Source organism: Metamycoplasma auris 15026 (assembly GCF_000367765.1).
GTDB classification, from domain to species: Bacteria; Bacillota_I; Bacilli_A; order Mycoplasmatales; family Metamycoplasmataceae; genus Metamycoplasma; species Metamycoplasma auris_A.
The window spans coordinates 160,078-177,811 of sequence record NZ_AORI01000011.1 but is presented as its reverse complement, the minus strand read 5'-3'; the positions used below and the strand labels follow the sequence as shown (position 1 = coordinate 177,811).

The following is a 17,734-nucleotide window of genomic DNA, read 5'->3' as shown; positions in this document are numbered from 1 at the left end:
TTCAATGTGGGTTTTAATTATTCTTTACTTTCTTCTTTTTTTTCTTTAGTTTGAGAAGAATCTTCTTTTTCTTTTGACATTTCTTTAACTTGAGCTATGATTGCACTTTGAATTTTATTTTCATATTCAGCTGTAAGTTTCTTTGCTTCTTGGTATTTAACTAAAGATTCTTTGTCATTAATTTCAGCTAATTTATCAAAGATTTTTTCAGCTAGTTTTTCTTGTTCAAAAACTTCAAATTTTAGGAATGATTTAATTTGGTTAGCTTCTAGTCCATATAGTTGTGCTAAAGAATTAATTCTTTCATCATATTCTTCTTGTGTTGCATGTAGTTTTTCTTCATCAACAATTTTGCCATATACATATGATTTAGTTAAATTCTTTTTAGCTTCATCTTTGTATAGATTTAAAATTTCATCTTTGGAAGTTTTAGCAAATTCGATGTAATCTTTTTCACTAATACCTTGTTTTTTAATTTGGTTAATAAATCCTTGGTAATATGAATTTGCTGTTTCATCAATAATTAAGTTTGACATTTTAACTTCGGAAGCTTCAATTACTTCATCAATTGCGTCATTAATATATTTTTGACTATTCGCACTAATTTTTTCTTTTAGAGCATTATTTTTAATGTGTTCGTTGAAACTTTCTAAGTCATTAACTAATGGATTAATTTTAATTTCTTTTAAAAATTGGTCATTAACTTCAGGGTAGTTAGGGCTTTTAATAGAATTAATTTTAACTTTGAAAACTACGTCTTTGCCAGCTAAATTTTTAGCATGATAGTTTTCTGGGAATTTTAGATTTAAGTCTTTGGTTTCATCTTTCTTAAGACCAATCATTTGTTCTTCAAAACCAGGAATAAATTGGTTTGAACCAATAACTAAATCAAAGTTTTCAGCTTCGCCACCTTCAAATTTTTGCCCATCAACAAAACCAGTGAAATCAAAGTTAACACTGTCATTTAGTTTAATAGGTTCATTCGAATCTAGCATAACTACATAGTTTTCTAGTGTATTTCTTTTTTGACTTTCAATTTCTTCGTTAGTTAATTCTAGAGTTTCTAGTTTAGTTTTTAGATGCTTGTAATCACCTAATTTAATTGTTGGAAATAAAGGAAAAACAAATTCAAATACTGCTTTGTCTAAACTTAAATCAGTAACATCAAATTTTGGTCTAAAGTTATCAGCTAAAATATCTTTTTCATCAATTTGGCTAATAATGTGATCTTGGTAAATTTTTTCAATGTTATCAGAAATTGTTTTGTCAAAAATCTTCATTGGATTAACATGTTTTAGAGCTTCAAATAAAGGAGCTTTTCCTTTTCTAAAACCAGGAACAGTAACTTCATTTGCCAATTTCTTTCTTGTTTTTTCAAGCGCTGCTTCTCATTCAGCACCTTCAAAAGTATAGTTAATGATTAATTCAGTATTTTCATTGTTGAATTTTTTCGACATTTTTTTTCTTCTCCTATGAATAAAAAATATGTAAATATTATAGCATTTATTTAGCTAATAATTTGTATAAGCTAAGCTCTGTTTCATTAAGTTCACTTGCATCTTTTTCATTAAATAAAACCTTAGTAACATTGCTTATAATTGAATAATCATCTTGGGTGCGATTTTTTAAAATTGCAACTCAATTTTGGAATAAATAAGCACCAAAAACTTGTCTTGCAATTTTAGTTTTTGATATATCTGATTTAAATAGTTCAATGATTTCTTTTTCTAATTTTGCAATTGCTGCATTTTTTAAAAAAGAGCCATCTTTAGAGGGATTAATAATTTCATTATTGATTTTGTAATCATAGTCAACATTTTTTTGTTGCAATAAATCATAAATTAAAGCTTGAAAGCCATTACTATCAAAATCAATTCCTTCAAAAAAATACTGAAATTCGGATAAATAGCTGCTAATGTCACGATTTTTTAGTTCATTATAAATAAGCATAAAAACGTAGTCCATTTTTTTGTTTTTTAAAGAATTAATTAATTCAAGAGTTTCAAGTGAAGTTGTTGTTTTTAAATTGTTTCTTTTAATTTGACTTAAAATGATATTTCGAAATGATTCAATTTCATTTTGCATAGCAGGTAGGGGAAATTGATTTTTTGCTTCATCTAATAAATAAATCGCTTTCAGAGGATCTTCGTTTCTTATCTTAGAAATCCTATCAATAAAAGCATTAAATTCTTCTTCTAATAAATTGTTCATAATTATTACAATTTTACAAAAAAATACTTAGAAATATCAAGATAAATACATTATTTTTTAAAGGTTTTTTTTAGTGATTTTTTTATAAAAATAAATCTAAAAAAATGGCTAAAAAAGGCGACTAAAATAATAAAAATAAATGCCTCTAGCATTAAAGGTTATTTAATGGGAGGCACTTAAATTTATATAGTGTTTAATTTAGTTAAAAGGTTTATATTTTGCTTTTGCGCAAAATTACTTAAGGTTTGAAAAGATTTTTTGTCCTAAATAGCTACCCTTGTTTTTTAGTTCATCTTCAATTTTTAAAAGACGGTTGTATTTAGCAATTCTATCAGTTCTAGACATGGAACCGGTTTTAATTTCATTGGTACTAAATGCAACAGCTAAATCGGCAATAAAAGTATCTTCAGTTTCACCAGAACGGTGGGAAATAACTGGAATATAACCGGCATTTTGTGACATCTTAATTGCTTTAATTGTTTCAGTTAGAGAACCAATTTGGTTAATTTTAATTAAAGAAGCATTAATTGCATTTTTTTCAATTGCCATTTTTATATATTTTGGATTGGTTACAATTAAATCATCGCCAACTAATTGCACTTGTTTTCCATATTGTTCTTTCATTTTAATAAAGCCATCTCAGTCATCTTCATGGTGAGAGTCTTCAATGGAAATAATTGGATATTTCTTAATTAATTTGCCATAGTATTTAACTAGTTCAGCTGAACTAAATTCATATTTGTTTTTAGCATATTTAGCAAAACCTTCTCTTTTTTCAAGTAATGCTTGTTTGAATTTTTTGAAAACGTATTTTTTGGTTTTTTCGTCATATAACTCTGAGCTTGCTGCATCTAAACAAATTGCAATGGCATTTTCACCACTGGTTGCTGGATTATAGTTAGCTTCTTTGATTGCTTTTACTAAGAAATCAAGTGCTTCTTCGTGTGTATGCAAGTTTGGAGCAAAGCCACCTTCATCGCCAACCTGCGTGCCATGTCCTGCTTTTTTTAGAAGTTTAGCTAGAGTGTGGAATACTTTATTAGCCATTTGCATAGCTTCTTTAAAAGTTTTAGCTCCTAAAGGCATAATCATAAATTCTTGAAAATCAATGGTGTTTGAGGCATGCTCTCCCCCATTGATAACATTTAGCATGGGAACTGGTAATGAATACATATTATTGCCATTCTTACCTAATTTTGCAAGATATTCATATAATGGTTTTTTAGCTTCGATTGCGGCTGCTTTTGCGCAAGCTAAAGAAACAGCTAAAATAGCATTTGCTCCAAGATTTGATTTGGTTTCAGTTCCATCTTTTTCAAGCATTTTACTATCAATGATTTCTTGTTGACTTACTTCCATTCCAACTAATAATTTTTGAATTATATTATTAACATTATCGCAAGCAGTTTGAACACCTTTACCACCGAATCAATTATTTTCGTATTGAGTGTTTTTATCTCTTAATTCAAGAGCTTCTTTTGAACCTGTAGATGCTCCTGAAGGAACTAGAGCTTCAGCAAAGGCTTTTTTGGTGTGTAATTCAACTTTAATTGTTGGATTTCCTCTACTATCTAGCACTTCGTATGCATATATTTTTTTAATTTTAGACATTTTAATCTAACTCCTTAAGTTAATCATTTAAATAAAAAGTAATTGCATGCTTAATAACTATTTATAAATTATATCCTATTGTTTAATTATTAAAAAATACTTGAACCTTTATTGGGATTAAGTTTCATTTGTCTTGTTAATACAAATTAGATATCTAATTTAAAGCTACTTATTGTTTTTAAAAAAACAAGAAATAAAAAAATGGAATCACTTTTAAATGAATTCCATTTTTAATTAGTCAATTTTAACTTTTACTGCTGCACCCATAGAGGTTGATACAACAATATTTAATACATATGTACCTTTAACAGCTTGTGGTTTTAATCTTTTAATGGTATGAATTAAGGTTTCAGCATTTTGTACTAATGCTTCAGTGCTCATTGATTTTTTACCAATTGAAGCATGGATAATTCCACCTTTATCAGCACGGTAGTTAGCCTTACCTTTTTTAAGTTCTTCAACTGCTTTAGCTGGATTTGTTGTAACAGTTCCAGTTTTTGGGTTAGGCATTAAACCTTTAGGTCCAAGTTTTTTACCATATTTACCTAAAACTAACATCATTTTAGGATCAGCAACAATTACATCGAAGTCATATTTATCTTGGTTTAAAACTTCTGGTAATTCAGCTGCTGAATAAATTAAGTCAGCGCCAGCTTCTAAAGCTGCTTTTTGAGCACTAACTTCGTCAGTAGCAACTAAAACTTTTACAGTTTTTCCAGTTCCATTTGGAAGAACTACTGCACCTCTTAATTGTTGGTCAGATTTTCTTGTGTCTAGATTTAATTTGATTGCAATATCCATTGATTCATCAAATTTTGCAAATGATGCTTTTTTAGCTAAATTAATTGCATCAGATAATGCATAAACATCTTTTTTATTAACTAAGGTTTTTAAAACTTTAGCATTTTTTGTAACTCTTTTAGCCATTAGTTAGCACCACCTTTCAATCATTCATCATAACCTTCAATAGTGATACCCATATTTGTTGCAGTTCCTGCAACTTGACGCATTGCTGCTTCAATTGTGTTAGCATTCATATCTGGCATTTTGTAAGCTGCAATTTCTTTTAATTGTTCTAGTGTAATTGATCCAACTTTTTCTTTGTTAGGAACACCACTACCTTTTTTTGCTTTTGAAGCTTCAATTAATTTGTATGATGTTGGTGAGGTAAATAATTTAAAATCAAATGATTTGTCTTTGTAAACTGTAATTAATACAGGAACAGGTTCTTGTCCTCTTTCTCTTGTTTTATCATTAAATGCCTTTGTAAATTCAGGCATGTTAATTCCAACTCCAGCAAGAGCAGGCCCTGGTTTAGCTTGGCCAGCAATAAATTGTAATTTGGCCTTTTTTACGATTTCCTTTGCCATTTTAATTAAAATCCTTTCGATAATTGTGGTTTATAGCGAATTTATTTAATTCTTCCACTTTTTTTGGCAATTTTTATATTGCAAATGCAATTATAACAAAATATAGTTTTTTATTAATAAAAAACAAATATTGAAATATTAGACCAAAAAAATTGGTTTAAATGTTGCGTTTTAAGTATCCTAAAAGAATGCAAAAATTCGCTTAAAATAAGTCTGGATTTATGCAAATTTTACTTAAAAAAACATAGGACACATAACCTATGTTTTTTGATTTTTATTTTCTTGATGAATTTCTTATTAGAAGGCTTCTGCTGCTTCTTTAATTTCTTTTTCTTTGTCCTTAATTACATCAGATGGATCCATACTTACATAAGGTTCAACTTTTGTGCCATCAATGCGAATACTTTTAGCTACTTCTGCACCTAAGAAGTTTCAAATTCCTTCTAGATATGAAATATGATTTGCTCATAAATATCAACCATAAGGAGCACCTTGTGTAGCTATAATTTGGACTTTAAGATTTGATAGAAGTCCAATTGATGCGCCTTTTTTAGAATATTTATATGAGAATGTCTTGTTTGCTACTGCTATCCTGTCAATAAATGTTTTTAGTACAGTTGGAACATTGAAATTAATCATTGGAGAAGATATAACTACTTTATTTACTTCTTTTAGAAGTTCAATGTATTTATTTGATAAATCTTCGTTAAAGAAATTGCCAAAATTATTGGAATTCATGCCACATTGTGCCATTTCAAGATTATTTAAATCAAATTCAATGATTTCATCATTTGGATTGATTTTTTTATATTCTTCAATGAATTTCTTTGCTGATAAAGTTGAAATTGATTTCATATTATTAAGAGGTGAAGAATATAATACTAAAACTTTTGCCATTGCCTTTTTCCTTTCAAATTTATTTAATATCTATATTATAGATATAACATAATTTAAATTATAGTTGACTTTCTTATTTTGTAGTTTATAAGGCAAGATATTTTAATTACTTATTTAGTTTTTTTGCTAATGAAATTGATTTAATTTAAGTTTTTTGTATATTAAATATTTATTAGGATAAATGGTTAGTTTTTATTGATATTTAATGCTATAAAATATGATATTGAAATAGCTAGTATAAGATTTCTTTGTTTGTTTTTAATTAGGTTAATTTGTTTATCTAAAATTTGATTGGAATTTAGCAAAAATATCCTTAAATTAAGAAGAAAATTTACATATTTTTAGATTATCTAATAATGAATTTGTTCTTAATTTTTTAGAATTGAAAAATGTATTTTAAGTAGGATAGAATAAAAAAGAAAGGAACTTTTTTATTGGCAATGAATAACGTTTCGGATTATCGTTAATTTAACACAAGAATTCTTGTTAAAGGAATGCTACCACTTGCTGCAATTGCATTAACAATTACATTAATAAACATAATTTTATTAACTACTCTATTTTTAGTTAAACTAAAAACAATCAAGGAAAATAAAGTTAACCTTATATTAGTAATTGTGATTATGGAGTTAGCTTACTAGCTTTAATTTTAGTTTCAGTTTCAATCTCTAAAAATACAAATCCTAAACTTTTAGACTTGTTCTCAGACCAACTTGAAGCCTTGATTAAAGGAACGGCTGCCGCAGGTTTTGTATTTTCAGTTGCTGCTACAATTTTAAGTGTTGTAGTATTCTTAAAAGCTAAAAGACAATAAAATAACTACTTCAAAATGATCTTAGTTTTCTTAGAGAAAAATTAAGATCATTTTTTATTTTTTAAGAATAAAAAATGTATAAAAAAACTTGGGGTTACCAAGTTTCCCTCATATGGTGCGGATGAAGGGAATCGGACCCTCGTATTCAGATTGGCAACCTGATGTTCTACCATTGAACTACATCCGCAAAATGGTGCAAGTGATGGGAATCGAACCCACGTAGTTAGCTTGGAAGGCTAAAGTTCTACCATTAAACTACACTCGCTAATATAACGTAAAAAAATTATAAACTAATTTTTAATTTGTTTGCAAATTTGAAAAAAATCTTTTAAAAAAAAGCATAAAAAAAATGGCGATCGTGGCAGGATTCGAACCTGCGACCACATGCTTAGAAGGCACGTACTCTATCCCCTGAGCTACACGACCGTCACACATATTATTTTATAATATTAATTATTTTTTAATGCATTTTTTTTAAAAATTATTTTATTTATTTGAATTAGATGCTTCTTTGATTTTAATTGCTATTTTTTTTGGCACAATTTCTTCTAATTGTTCAATGGAAGAGTTGTATATTGCATCATACGTGCCAAATTTTTCAAGCAATAATTTTTTTGTTTTTTCTCCTATTCCTAGAATTTTTTCAAGTGGTGTTTCAATCATATTCTTTTTGTGTCTTTGGTTGAATCATCTTTTGGCATAAGCATCAATTTCATTGTCGATTCTAAGTAAATAATTAAATGTATCTTTATTTTCAATTGGAATTTCTTTATCATTTTCATCTACTAAAGCTTCAAAAGTATGCAAGATGTCTTTTCTTAATCCAAATATTGGAAGCGTAGTTTGATTATCATGCATTGCTTTTTTTGCTGCTTTAATTTGAATAATGCTGCCATCAACTAAAATAAAATCAATATCTTCATTATTTGATTTTAGGAATTTATCAACATTTTGGTACATATAATTAAAATCAGAATTAGAATTCTTATTTCTAGTTAGAATATAAGCTCTTTTTTTAGATGGATCAATGATGCCATTTTGATAAACAAAACAAGCACCTACTACTTCTTTAGTATGTGACATAAATGAATTATCAAATATGACAAATTTGTTAGTTTTTTGCTTTAGAAGAATAAATAAATCAGAAAGAATCAAATCTAAATTGTTTGTTTTTTTAAACTTCTTTATTTTATTATCAATGTCATTTTTGGCATTTTCATATGCCATTCCTAGAATTTGGTTATAAATATGTGTTTGATTTGATAAAAAATGCGATTTGATTTCTTCATCAATGAATAAATCCAAATAGTCTAAGTCTAGTAATATATAGTTAGGAATTTGGTTTTTAGCATAATATTCTTCCAAAAAATTACTAATAAAGTCTTTAAGGGATGTATTGATATTAAAAATAAAGTCAGTCTTATTTAACATTATTGCTGAGCGATAATGCAAAATAGAAATCGAAATTACATTATTAGCGATAAAAAAACCAAAGGCATCTAAGTCTTTTTTAGTTTTAAAAACAAGATTTTGTTTGCTATCTTTTGAATAAATTAATTCATAGACATTTTGGTAATACTTGGCTAATAAATAATCCTCATTTTCAGAAGCTTCATTTCTTTTTTCAATTAGTTCAGTTTTAAAATCTTTTCCAAATTTAATGATTCTTTTAGCTTTTTCAAAAGCTTCATTAATTGCTTCTTCTGACATTTTCTTTTGAATTTGGCCATCTTTAGAAATTAAAAGATGCTTAAGATATTTAATTAGAGATTGGTATTGTTTTCCCTTAACTAAAGGCCCATAATATAGGATGTCATTTTTTCTTTTGTAATGATTGCTTAATTCAATTTTAAGAATGCTTTTTTGCTTTTTTATTGCAATATAAGGAAAAGTTGCCTGAGTTGGAATGGCAACATTGAATTTTGGTTTGTATTTTAGAATAGAACGACGTTCAAAAATTAAAGCTTCAGCTTCTGTTTCAAAAACATAAGTTTCAAATGCTGCAATTTCGCTGCGCATTTTATTAGTCTTGAATGAATTTTGCATATTTATATCAAAATATTGGGTCATTCTTGACTTAAGATTTTTTGCTTTGCCAATGTATATGATGTTATTATTGCTATCTTTTCAAAAATATACACCAGGTTTTTTTGAGATGTTTTTGATTAATTCTTTGTTAATCATAAGATTTGTTTTGTTATTCAATATTTTCTTCAAGAGTTCTAATAATTAAATCAAGTCTCTTGAATGGATCAATATCAAAATCCTTTAGAACAATTTCATAAGCTTTGTTTTCATATTCACCAAGTTTTGGGTTTTCTTCATTAAAATCCCTTCTTAAACTTATGTATTTAAAAGGTTTTCTATCAGCTAGAAAATCAAGATTAAATTCATATAGAGGTTTAAGAGTTCTTTGTACTTCAACGCCATTAATTTTAGATTCAAAAGCTTGGTAATAAAAGATGCTATTTAGATTATTTTTTCTTCCAAAGGAAATTAAAAGTGCATAACTTTTGTTTTTAATTTTTAAAGCAAAAACTGAATATGGTTCAACTAAATAATTTTTATTGATCTGATCATCTAAAATCAAGGCTAAATATGGATGTGTTAAGGTATTTAATTTTTCAAGTTCTTCATCGGAAACTTCAAAAAGAATAGCATTATCAAGAAGTGGAAAATCTTTGCTTTCTTTTTCTAAAGCAATAAAAGCTTTTAAGTTTTGTTCATTTTCATTTGGTGACTTAGAAAATTGCATTTCTTCAGGAGCTAAATAGTATTTACCATATTCAAGTCTAGTATAAACATAAACATCTTCAATGATTTCATTTGTATCAGTAGCAATAATATTAGCTTGAAATCTTTGGTATTGAGGAAACATCTCTCAACGATCAATCATAAATAACTCTTCCTCAGTTATTTCAAACAATGTTCCTTTAACTTGGTGTGAGATATCTTTTTTTAATAAAAAGTATTCTGAATCATCAATACATTTTGCATATCCATTTAAAATAGCTGGACGTCTTACAACATTTTCACTAAGTAAATTTTTGTAAAATAATTCATCTTGGATAGTTCCGTATGAAAATAGATATATTGTGTTTTTTTTGTTCATAAAATCTCCATATTTAGTGGCTTAAGCAATATTAATATAATTATATTTATTATCCTTATTTTCTTAATTTTTTTCAAAAGATTTTTTTAAATTCTCAATTGAAATTAAGGAATTAACTAACTTAATTTGTTCCCTTTAAAAAAATGTTTTTCAGCATTAAATATGATTATAATTAAGGAGTATAAATTATACGAAAAATTGCAATTAGTAAATAATAATTAAAACGAGGAAAAATGGCAAAAATGAAGGCTTTTGTGGTTCGTGAACCACGTAAATGAAGCGTTGAAATGGTGGATATTCCTGAACCAAAAGAAAAAGAAGTCTTAATTAAAATGGAAACAAGCGGTATTTGTCACACTGACTTACATGCTGCTAACTTTGATTGATTAGTTACTCCTAAATATCCATTAATTCCAGGACACGAAGGAATTGGAATTGTTGAAAAATTAGGACCTGGCTGCACGCATCTAAAAGTTGGTGATCGTGTTTGTTTAGCTTGATTACACGATGCTTGTGGACACTGTGAATATTGTTTAACTGGTAAAGAAACTCTATGTCCAAATCAAAATATGTCAGCATATACTAAAGATGGTTCATATGCTGAATATGCAATTGGACATGAAGACTTTGTTGGTATTGTTCCAGATGGGCTTGACATTGTAAGCGGAGCTCCTGTGGTATGTGCTGGAGTTACAACTTATAAGGCAGTTAAACAAGCCAAATTAAAACCAGGTGAATTTGTTGCTGTTATTGGAGTTGGAGGGCTAGGACAGATGGCAATCCAATATGCAAAAGCTATGGGATATAGACCAATTGGTATTGATTTAAGTGATGAAAAAGTGGAGTTAGCACTTAAATCAGGAGCTGAATTTGCATTCAATAGCAAAAAAGTAAATGTTGTTGAAGAAGTAATTAAAGCAACTAATGGTGGAGCTCATGGGGTAATTAATACTTCAGTAGCAACAGCAGCAGCACAACAAGGAATGGAAATGCTACGTCGGGGAGGTCGTCAAGTTTTAGTTGGACTTCCTGCTAAAGATAAATTAGGCAAGGACGAATTTGGAGTTTCTGTATTCTGAACTGTTTTATTAGAACGTGAATTAGCTGGATCAATTGTTGGAACAAGAAAAGATTTACAAGAAGCTTTAGACTACGCTGCTAGAGGACTTGTAAAATCCGAAGTAACCAAGGTTGTTAAATTAGAAGAAGTTGCTGATATTTTTGAAAAACTTGAAAAAGGTGATTTCATCGGTAGAGCAGTTATTGACTTCCGAAACTAAAAAAAAGCCTAAAAAAATAAGCGATTAACCTTTTTTAAAAAAGTTTCGCTTATTTTTTAATTTGCATTTTTGTTATGCTAAAAGAAGTGTAATGATTGCTGTATTTAAAACATCAATAAAAGTAGCACCCCGACTTAAGTCATTAACTGGTTGATTTAATCCTAAAACAAATGGTCCAATAGCTTCATAGCCACCCATTCTTTGGGCAATTTTATATCCAATATTCCCTGAATGAATTTCTGGGAAAATAAAGATATCTGGCGTTTGTTTAGTTAAAGTATTATTTTTAAATTTTTTATCTCTAACTAGCTTATCAAAAGCTGCATCAAATTGAATTTCACCTTCAATTTTGTAAGGAAGATTTTTTTCTTTAAGAATTTCAAGTGCTTTTTTAACACGATCAACATCTTCACCTTTACCTGAACCATTTGTTGAATAGCTTAATAGAGTAGCTTCAATGTCTTGAAAGTTTAAAAGGCTTCCAAATTCTGCAGCCATTTGTGTAATGTCAGCTAATTGTTCAGAAGTTGGTTTAATATTTAAAGCACAATCACTAAAGATATATCTTTGGTTATCCTTAGCCATAATGAATGCTGAACTAGCAAGACTATATTGAGGTTTTACTCCAATGATTTGTAAAGCAGGTCTAATAGTGTCAGCAGTGGTATTATTTAGTCCTGAAAGCATGCAACTTGCTTTGTTTGTTTTAACAAGCATGCATCCTACATAATTAGGCAATTTAAGTAAAGATGCTGCTTGTTCAGCCGTTGTTTTACCTTTTCTTATTTGAACAAATAACTCTTCAAATGCAGCTGTATCAAACTGATCAAGGGCAATTATTTGTATATTTTTGTAATCTTTTAAAGCATTTGGAATGTCTGCTGTATTTTTAAATAACAAAATTGGAAGACCAAGATTTTTTTCAACCAAAGTTTTGGCGACATCTTGAATAATTGTTTCTTCTCCTTCAGGAAAAACAATGTGCTTTTTAATTGGGTTTGTTGCAAGTTTTTTCTTAATTTCTTCAATAGTAAACATTTATATCTCTTTTCTTGTTTTTTGGAAGTTATTTATTTAAATACTAAATTAATTTGATTAGAAATGAATTGGTTTTCCAGTTTCTAAAGCTTCTGCAACTTCCCCAATCGCCTCACTCATTGTTGGGTGAGGATGAATTGTGTTAGCAATTTCTGTTATTGTTCCTTCAGATTCAATAACAGCAGCAATTTCAGCAATTAAATCAGTGGCACGATTTCCAACTATATGAGCTCCTAAAATTGATTTATATTTAGGTTCAACTATAACTTTTACAAAACCAGTAGGTGAATCATCAGCCAATGCTTTTCCAATTGCTGAAAATGGGAATTTGAAGGTTTTGTATTCGATATTTTCTTTCTTTAGTTGTTGTTCTGTTTTCCCAATCATAGCAATTTCTGGACTTATATAAATACATGATGGCACACGGTTAAAGTCCATTGTGATATCCTCAGCATGTTCTTTGTTTGCTTTTTTAGCAATACGATTTGCTACAACAACTCCTGCTTTAACAGCAGAATGTGCTAGCATTGCAATACCAGTAACATCACCAATTGCATATACTGAATCAAGATTTGTTTCATGGTATTGGTTAACAACAATTCCTTTTCTAGGACTTAATTCAAGACCTAAGTTTTCAAATCCTTCAAAGGAGGTTTTTCTTCCAATTGACTCTAGAATAAATTCACCTTTAATAGTTTGCAATACTCCATCTACTTCGTAGCTAACTTCATTGCCTTGTAATGATTTTACTGAGGCATTGGTAATGATATTGATTTTGTATGTTGTCTTTAGTTCTTTAGTTACTAAATCAATAACATCTTGGTCTAGCATTTCTAAAATTGAAGATGAACCTTGCAAGATTGTAACATTTGATCCTAAATCAGCAAATAGACAACCAAATTCAACTCCAATTACCCCACCTCCAATAACAACAAGGCTTTCTGGAATTTTTGGAATTGAAAGAATTCCTGTTGAATCTAAAACAATTCCATTTTTTCTTCCTTCATCAAAACCCGGAAGAGGTAGTTTGTTTGGAAGTGAACCAGTAGCTATAATTAAATTATTTACATGGTAGTTTTTTTCATTAACTGAGATTGTGTTTTTATTGATTGCATGTGCAACTCCCATAATTTGAGTTACTTTATTTTTATCAAGAAGATATTTAACACCACCAGTTAATTTCTTAACAATAGCACCTTTTCTTTTTAGAGCTTGGTCTCAATCAAGCACAATTTCTTCAGTATTTTTAATTGTAATACCAAGATCTTTAGCCTTGTGCATAATATCATGGTAAACATGACTTGTTTTTAGAAGGGATTTGGTTGGAATACATCCAACATTTAAACAAACTCCGCCATAGTATTCTTTTTCAACAATTAGAGTTTTTAAACCAAGTTGTGCTGACTTAATTGCAGAAACATATCCACCAATTCCAGCTCCAATGACAGCAACATCAAAAGTATCTTCGATTTTTAGATCACTAATTGAAGATGCAGAAGCAACTTCATTTGTAGCTGGTTTATTAATTGGACCTCTACTTGGAAGCACATCATTTGAAACAGGAGTAGAACCAACAACGCTAGCATTTTCTTCAGATGCTTTTTCTTCTTTTTTATCTGCAGCAGGTGCTGATGTAGTTGAACTATCTTTTCCATCATCAATTTCAATAACAACATCACCAACTTTAATTTCTTGACCAGTAGTAATATTAATTACTGCAATTTTTCCAGAAGTAGGAGATGGTATTTCACTATTTACTTTATCTGTTTCAACAAAATATAAAGGTTGTCCTTCTTTTACTGTGTCACCAACTTTAACTAAGACTTCAGCAACAACTCCCTCGGTTAATCCTTCACCAATATCTGCAAATTTTACTTTAAACATATTTTTATTATCCTTCCTTATTTTTTATAAAAATAACAATATTGGTTTTGATAGATATTCTTGGATTTTAATTAGGAATCTTCCGGCATCAGCACCATCAATAATTCTGTGGTCACAGGTCATTGAAAATGGCATAATGTATCTTTTTTGAATTTCATCATTAACATACAAAGGCATTTGTGTCATAGTTCCAACACCTAAAATTGCCGATTCTGGTGAATTAATTATTGGGGTTGCATAATCTAAACCAACTGAACCAAAGTTAGAAACTGTAAAAGTAGCTTCTGTCATTTCATTCCGACTTAGTTTACCATCTCTTGCTTTTTTTGCTAAATCAGTAATTTTATTGGCAATTTCAAAAATACTTAGTTGATCTGCTCCCTTAATAACAGGTACCATAAGGCCGTTTGGTGTATCAACGGCAATGCCAATATTAATATTATTCATGAATAGAATTTTATTGTTTTCAAAATCACCACGAACATTGATATTTGGCATGTCACGTAAGCTTTTAGCAGCTGCTTTGATAATGAAAGCTAAATAAGTTAACTTAATGCCAGAAGAAGCAGCGTGGTCTTTTAGTTCAGCTCTTAGTTTATGAGTTTCAGTGATATCAATGTTTTTCATTCCTGTGAATGAAGCAATTTCAGTGTGTGACTTTGTCATTGCTTTCACTGTTGCTTTTCTAATTCCATTCATATTCACAGTTTCTCATGAAAGAGGAGCTGCTGGATCAATGGTTTTTTGTGCTTGTGGAGTTGGGGTTGAGCTTTGAGCTTGTGGTTCAGGTGAAGTTTGTTTTTGTGATGTATCTGCATTTTTAGTTGCTACATTAGCGGCATTTTTAACATCAGCAACTAAGATTCTTCCATTTGGTCCACTACCTAATAATGTAGCTAAATCTACTTTTAAATCTGCGGCTACTTTTCTAGCTAGCGGAGTTGCTTTAATTTGGGTATTTTTGCTTGTTGATTGCATGGTATTTCTTTGAATTACTTCATTGGAAACAGGAGTCGCTCCCACAACGCTTGCATTTTCTTCAATTGGTTTCATTTGCACTTCTTCTTTTTTTACTTCTTTATTTTCTTCTTGTTTAGTTGCAGCAGTTGCTGATGCAATCGCGCTATCTTTGCCATCATCAATTTCAATAACAATGTCACCAACCTTAATTTCTTGACCAATAGTAATATTAATTACTGCAATTTTGCCAGAAATAGGAGATGGGATTTCACTATTTACTTTATCAGTTTCAACAAAGTATAAAGGTTGTCCTTCTTTTACTAAGTCTCCTACTTTAACTAAGACTTCAGCAACAACTCCTTCGGTTAGTCCTTCACCAATATCCGCAAATTTTACTTGAAACATATTTTATATTTCTCCTTTATTTGTTGAGGTAGTTGTTAGAATTTGAAGTCTAAAACTTCTTGCATTTTTACTAAAACTTTTTTAGGACTAATTTGGAAATAACCTTCGCCTCGGTCATATGGAATAATGACATCATAACCTGTGCATCTGCTAAGTGGTGCTCTTAGATATTCAAAACACTCTTCATTAACTGTAGCAATAATTTCAGAAGAAACAGAAAATGATCTGACAGCTTCATGAACAACTAAAAGTCGACCAGTTTTTTTCACTGATTCAATAACCATTTTTTTATCTCATGGTTTGATTGAACGTAGGTCAATTAATTCAATTGTGGCATTTGGATGACTTTCTTTTAGCATTGCAATTGCTTTTTGACAATCAACTGTTTGGGCTCCGTAAGTTACAACTGTTAAATCGTTACCTTCTTGAATTTTATAAGCTTCACCAATTGGAATTGTATAAAAATCATCTGGAACTTCTTGTTTGAATGCTCTATATAGTTTTGTTGGTTCTAAAACAATTACAGGATCTGGGGAAGCAATTGCTGCTAAAAGTAGTCCTTTTGTATCATATGGAGTAGAAGGACAAACAACTTGGATACCAGGAATATGTGCATAAATAGCTTCTAAGGCTTCGCTGTGATGTTCTAATGCTCTAATGCCACCACCCATTGGCATTCTTATGACCATAGGGGCGCTGTATTTATTTCTAGATCTATTTCTTATTCTTGAAATATTAGTAATGATATTTTGCAGCGAAGCTAAACCTAAACCTTCGAATTGTAATTCAACAACTGGTTTTAGTCCATTCATCGCCATTCCAAGACCAACACCAGCAAACATTGCTTCACTAATTGGCGCATTGAAGCATCTATTATTGCCAAATTTTGCTTGCAAGCCTTGTGTGGCTCTAAAAACACCACCTTCTGTACCAACATCTTCTCCAAAAACAATAACATTATTATCTTTTGTCATTGCTAATTCTAGTGCATCAGTTACAGCTTTTATATTATTAATAATTGCCATTAGTGGTGTCCTCCTTTTGCATCAGGATTTTTATCAAAAAATTCTTTAGCTTCTTTGTATTGTTCTTCTAAAAATAAATCGAATTTGTCATATTGATATTTAAAAATATCTTCAAGTCCATAGTCTTTATTTTTTTCTACTCAAGCAAATTCTGAAGCTATAAATTCATCTTGTTCTGCGTCTAATTGTGTTTGTTTTTCTTCCGACCAAATTTGTTTATCAATTAAGTAATTTTTCATTCTTATTAAAGGATCATATAGCTTCATTTCCTCAAATTCGCCTTTTGGACGATATGCATCAGGGTTATCTGAAGAAGAGTGAGCTCCTAGACGGTATGTATCACATTCAACTAAAACAGGACCATTGCCACTTCTTGCATATTCAATTACTTCTTTAAAAACACCAATACATGCTAAATAATCATTACCATCAACTTTGATAGAAGGCATACCAGTTGCTAGGGCTTTGATTGCAAAGTTTAAAGATTTTGTTTGTTCACTTAAGGAAGTTGAAATTGCCCATTTGTTGTTTTCGACAACAAAAATGCAAGGAAGTTCATGAATTTTAGCGAAATTCATAGCTTCGTATGTTTCACCTTCACTAGTTCCCCCATCCCCAGTAGTAGTTAGGGCAACACCACCAGTTTTTTTATGCTTTTCACCAAAAGCAATTCCGGCTGCTTGGGAGTATTGGGAGCCAATTACAATGTTTGGTGGCAAGCAATTGATACCATCTGGAGCTTTGCCTCCCATTTCATTACCAACTCAATATAGCATAATGTTTCTTGGCAGTTGTCCCATAGCTAACCAAGCTGCACTATTTCTATAACCACTAGCAAAAAAATCTAATTTTTTGTTTAGGGCATTGATATATGCAACTTCACAAGCTTCTTGACCAGTTGAAGATAAAAATGATAAAAGTCTTCCTTGACGTTGCATTGTATTTTGGTAGATATCTTGTCTTCTTGACAAATTCATCATTTTATATGCATCAATAAGTTCTTCATCTGAAATTTGGGGCATTAATTTAGGATTAATGATTTTGCCATCTTTGTCCATAACACAAACTTTTTCATCTTTTATTGGACTAAATTTTCCTAAGTATTTCAATTTAAGCTCCTTTCTTAA

15 protein-coding genes and 3 tRNA genes are annotated in these 17,734 nt (G+C 29.7%); 2 read left to right on the top strand and 16 right to left on the bottom strand.

The window, feature by feature from the left end; translation table 4 throughout:
* Positions 1-17: 17 nt before the first annotated feature.
* The 6 genes from tig to MAU_RS02680 all read right to left on the bottom strand — a co-directional run bounded on the left by tig (position 18) and on the right by MAU_RS02680 (position 6,089).
* The gene (tig, locus tag MAU_RS02705) at positions 18-1,457 is read right to left on the bottom strand and encodes a trigger factor (RefSeq protein ID WP_004425045.1); all 1,440 of its coding nucleotides are present in this window, start codon (positions 1,455-1,457) and stop codon (positions 18-20) included.
* A 46-nt stretch (positions 1,458-1,503) separates the two neighbouring features.
* Positions 1,504-2,211 (bottom strand): hypothetical protein, encoded by a 708-nt coding sequence (locus tag MAU_RS02700; RefSeq protein ID WP_004425040.1) that lies wholly within the window; start codon positions 2,209-2,211, stop codon positions 1,504-1,506.
* A 234-nt stretch (positions 2,212-2,445) separates the two neighbouring features.
* Positions 2,446-3,822 carry a phosphopyruvate hydratase gene (gene eno, locus MAU_RS02695; RefSeq protein WP_004425037.1) on the bottom strand — a complete coding sequence of 459 codons (1,377 nt, stop codon included), beginning with the start codon at positions 3,820-3,822 and terminating at the stop codon, positions 2,446-2,448.
* 234 nt (positions 3,823-4,056) lie between these two features.
* The gene (gene rplA / locus MAU_RS02690) at positions 4,057-4,749 is read right to left on the bottom strand and encodes a 50S ribosomal protein L1 (RefSeq protein ID WP_004425036.1); all 693 of its coding nucleotides are present in this window, start codon (positions 4,747-4,749) and stop codon (positions 4,057-4,059) included.
* Entirely contained in the window at positions 4,749-5,192 is a 444-nt protein-coding gene (gene rplK / locus MAU_RS02685) for a 50S ribosomal protein L11 (RefSeq protein WP_004425033.1), read from the bottom strand. The genes rplA and rplK overlap by 1 nt, the downstream gene beginning before the upstream one ends.
* A gap of 297 nt (positions 5,193-5,489) precedes the next feature.
* Entirely contained in the window at positions 5,490-6,089 is a 600-nt protein-coding gene (locus MAU_RS02680) for an FMN-dependent NADH-azoreductase (RefSeq protein ID WP_004425030.1), read from the bottom strand.
* A gap of 607 nt (positions 6,090-6,696) precedes the next feature.
* Here MAU_RS02680 and MAU_RS03525 point away from each other — a divergent pair.
* Positions 6,697-6,903 (top strand): TIGR04554 family membrane protein, encoded by a 207-nt coding sequence (locus MAU_RS03525; protein WP_083861582.1) that lies wholly within the window; start codon positions 6,697-6,699, stop codon positions 6,901-6,903.
* Positions 6,904-7,016: 113 nt separating this feature from the next.
* Here the strand turns inward: MAU_RS03525 and MAU_RS02675 are convergent.
* From MAU_RS02675 to MAU_RS02655, 5 genes are all read right to left on the bottom strand, one after another.
* Positions 7,017-7,090, bottom strand: a tRNA-Gly gene (locus tag MAU_RS02675).
* Between the two features lie 4 nt (positions 7,091-7,094).
* Positions 7,095-7,168 (bottom strand) — tRNA-Gly (locus MAU_RS02670).
* An 85-nt stretch (positions 7,169-7,253) separates the two neighbouring features.
* Positions 7,254-7,329, bottom strand: a tRNA-Arg gene (locus tag MAU_RS02665).
* A 60-nt stretch (positions 7,330-7,389) separates the two neighbouring features.
* Entirely contained in the window at positions 7,390-9,108 is a 1,719-nt protein-coding gene (locus tag MAU_RS02660; RefSeq protein ID WP_238543395.1) for a GIY-YIG nuclease family protein, read from the bottom strand.
* A complete protein-coding gene (locus MAU_RS02655; protein ID WP_004425022.1) occupies positions 9,101-10,015 on the bottom strand; it encodes a gamma-glutamylcyclotransferase family protein in 915 nt (304 codons plus the stop codon). The genes MAU_RS02660 and MAU_RS02655 overlap by 8 nt, the downstream gene beginning before the upstream one ends.
* A gap of 242 nt (positions 10,016-10,257) precedes the next feature.
* Here MAU_RS02655 and adhP point away from each other — a divergent pair, with 242 nt between their 5' ends.
* On the top strand, positions 10,258-11,295 hold the full coding sequence (gene adhP / locus MAU_RS02650) for an alcohol dehydrogenase AdhP (protein WP_004425019.1): 1,038 nt from the start codon (positions 10,258-10,260) through the stop codon (positions 11,293-11,295).
* 72 nt (positions 11,296-11,367) lie between these two features.
* Here the strand turns inward: adhP and MAU_RS02645 are convergent, their stop codons facing one another.
* The 5 genes from MAU_RS02645 to pdhA are packed head-to-tail and all read right to left on the bottom strand — an operon-like array spanning position 11,368 to position 17,716.
* Positions 11,368-12,333, bottom strand: a complete 966-nt coding sequence (locus MAU_RS02645) for a phosphotransacetylase (RefSeq protein WP_004425017.1) — start codon at positions 12,331-12,333, stop codon at positions 11,368-11,370.
* A gap of 57 nt (positions 12,334-12,390) precedes the next feature.
* On the bottom strand, positions 12,391-14,217 hold the full coding sequence (gene lpdA, locus MAU_RS02640) for a dihydrolipoyl dehydrogenase (RefSeq protein ID WP_004425014.1): 1,827 nt from the start codon (positions 14,215-14,217) through the stop codon (positions 12,391-12,393).
* A 24-nt stretch (positions 14,218-14,241) separates the two neighbouring features.
* The gene (locus tag MAU_RS02635; RefSeq protein ID WP_004425013.1) at positions 14,242-15,582 is read right to left on the bottom strand and encodes a dihydrolipoamide acetyltransferase family protein; all 1,341 of its coding nucleotides are present in this window, start codon (positions 15,580-15,582) and stop codon (positions 14,242-14,244) included.
* A gap of 35 nt (positions 15,583-15,617) precedes the next feature.
* On the bottom strand, positions 15,618-16,607 hold the full coding sequence (locus MAU_RS02630) for an alpha-ketoacid dehydrogenase subunit beta (RefSeq protein ID WP_004425011.1): 990 nt from the start codon (positions 16,605-16,607) through the stop codon (positions 15,618-15,620).
* Positions 16,607-17,716: a pyruvate dehydrogenase (acetyl-transferring) E1 component subunit alpha gene (gene pdhA, locus MAU_RS02625; RefSeq protein WP_004425009.1), complete on the bottom strand. Its 1,110-nt coding sequence runs from the start codon at positions 17,714-17,716 to the stop codon at positions 16,607-16,609. The genes MAU_RS02630 and pdhA overlap by 1 nt, the downstream gene beginning before the upstream one ends.
* Positions 17,717-17,734: the final 18 nt, after the last annotated feature.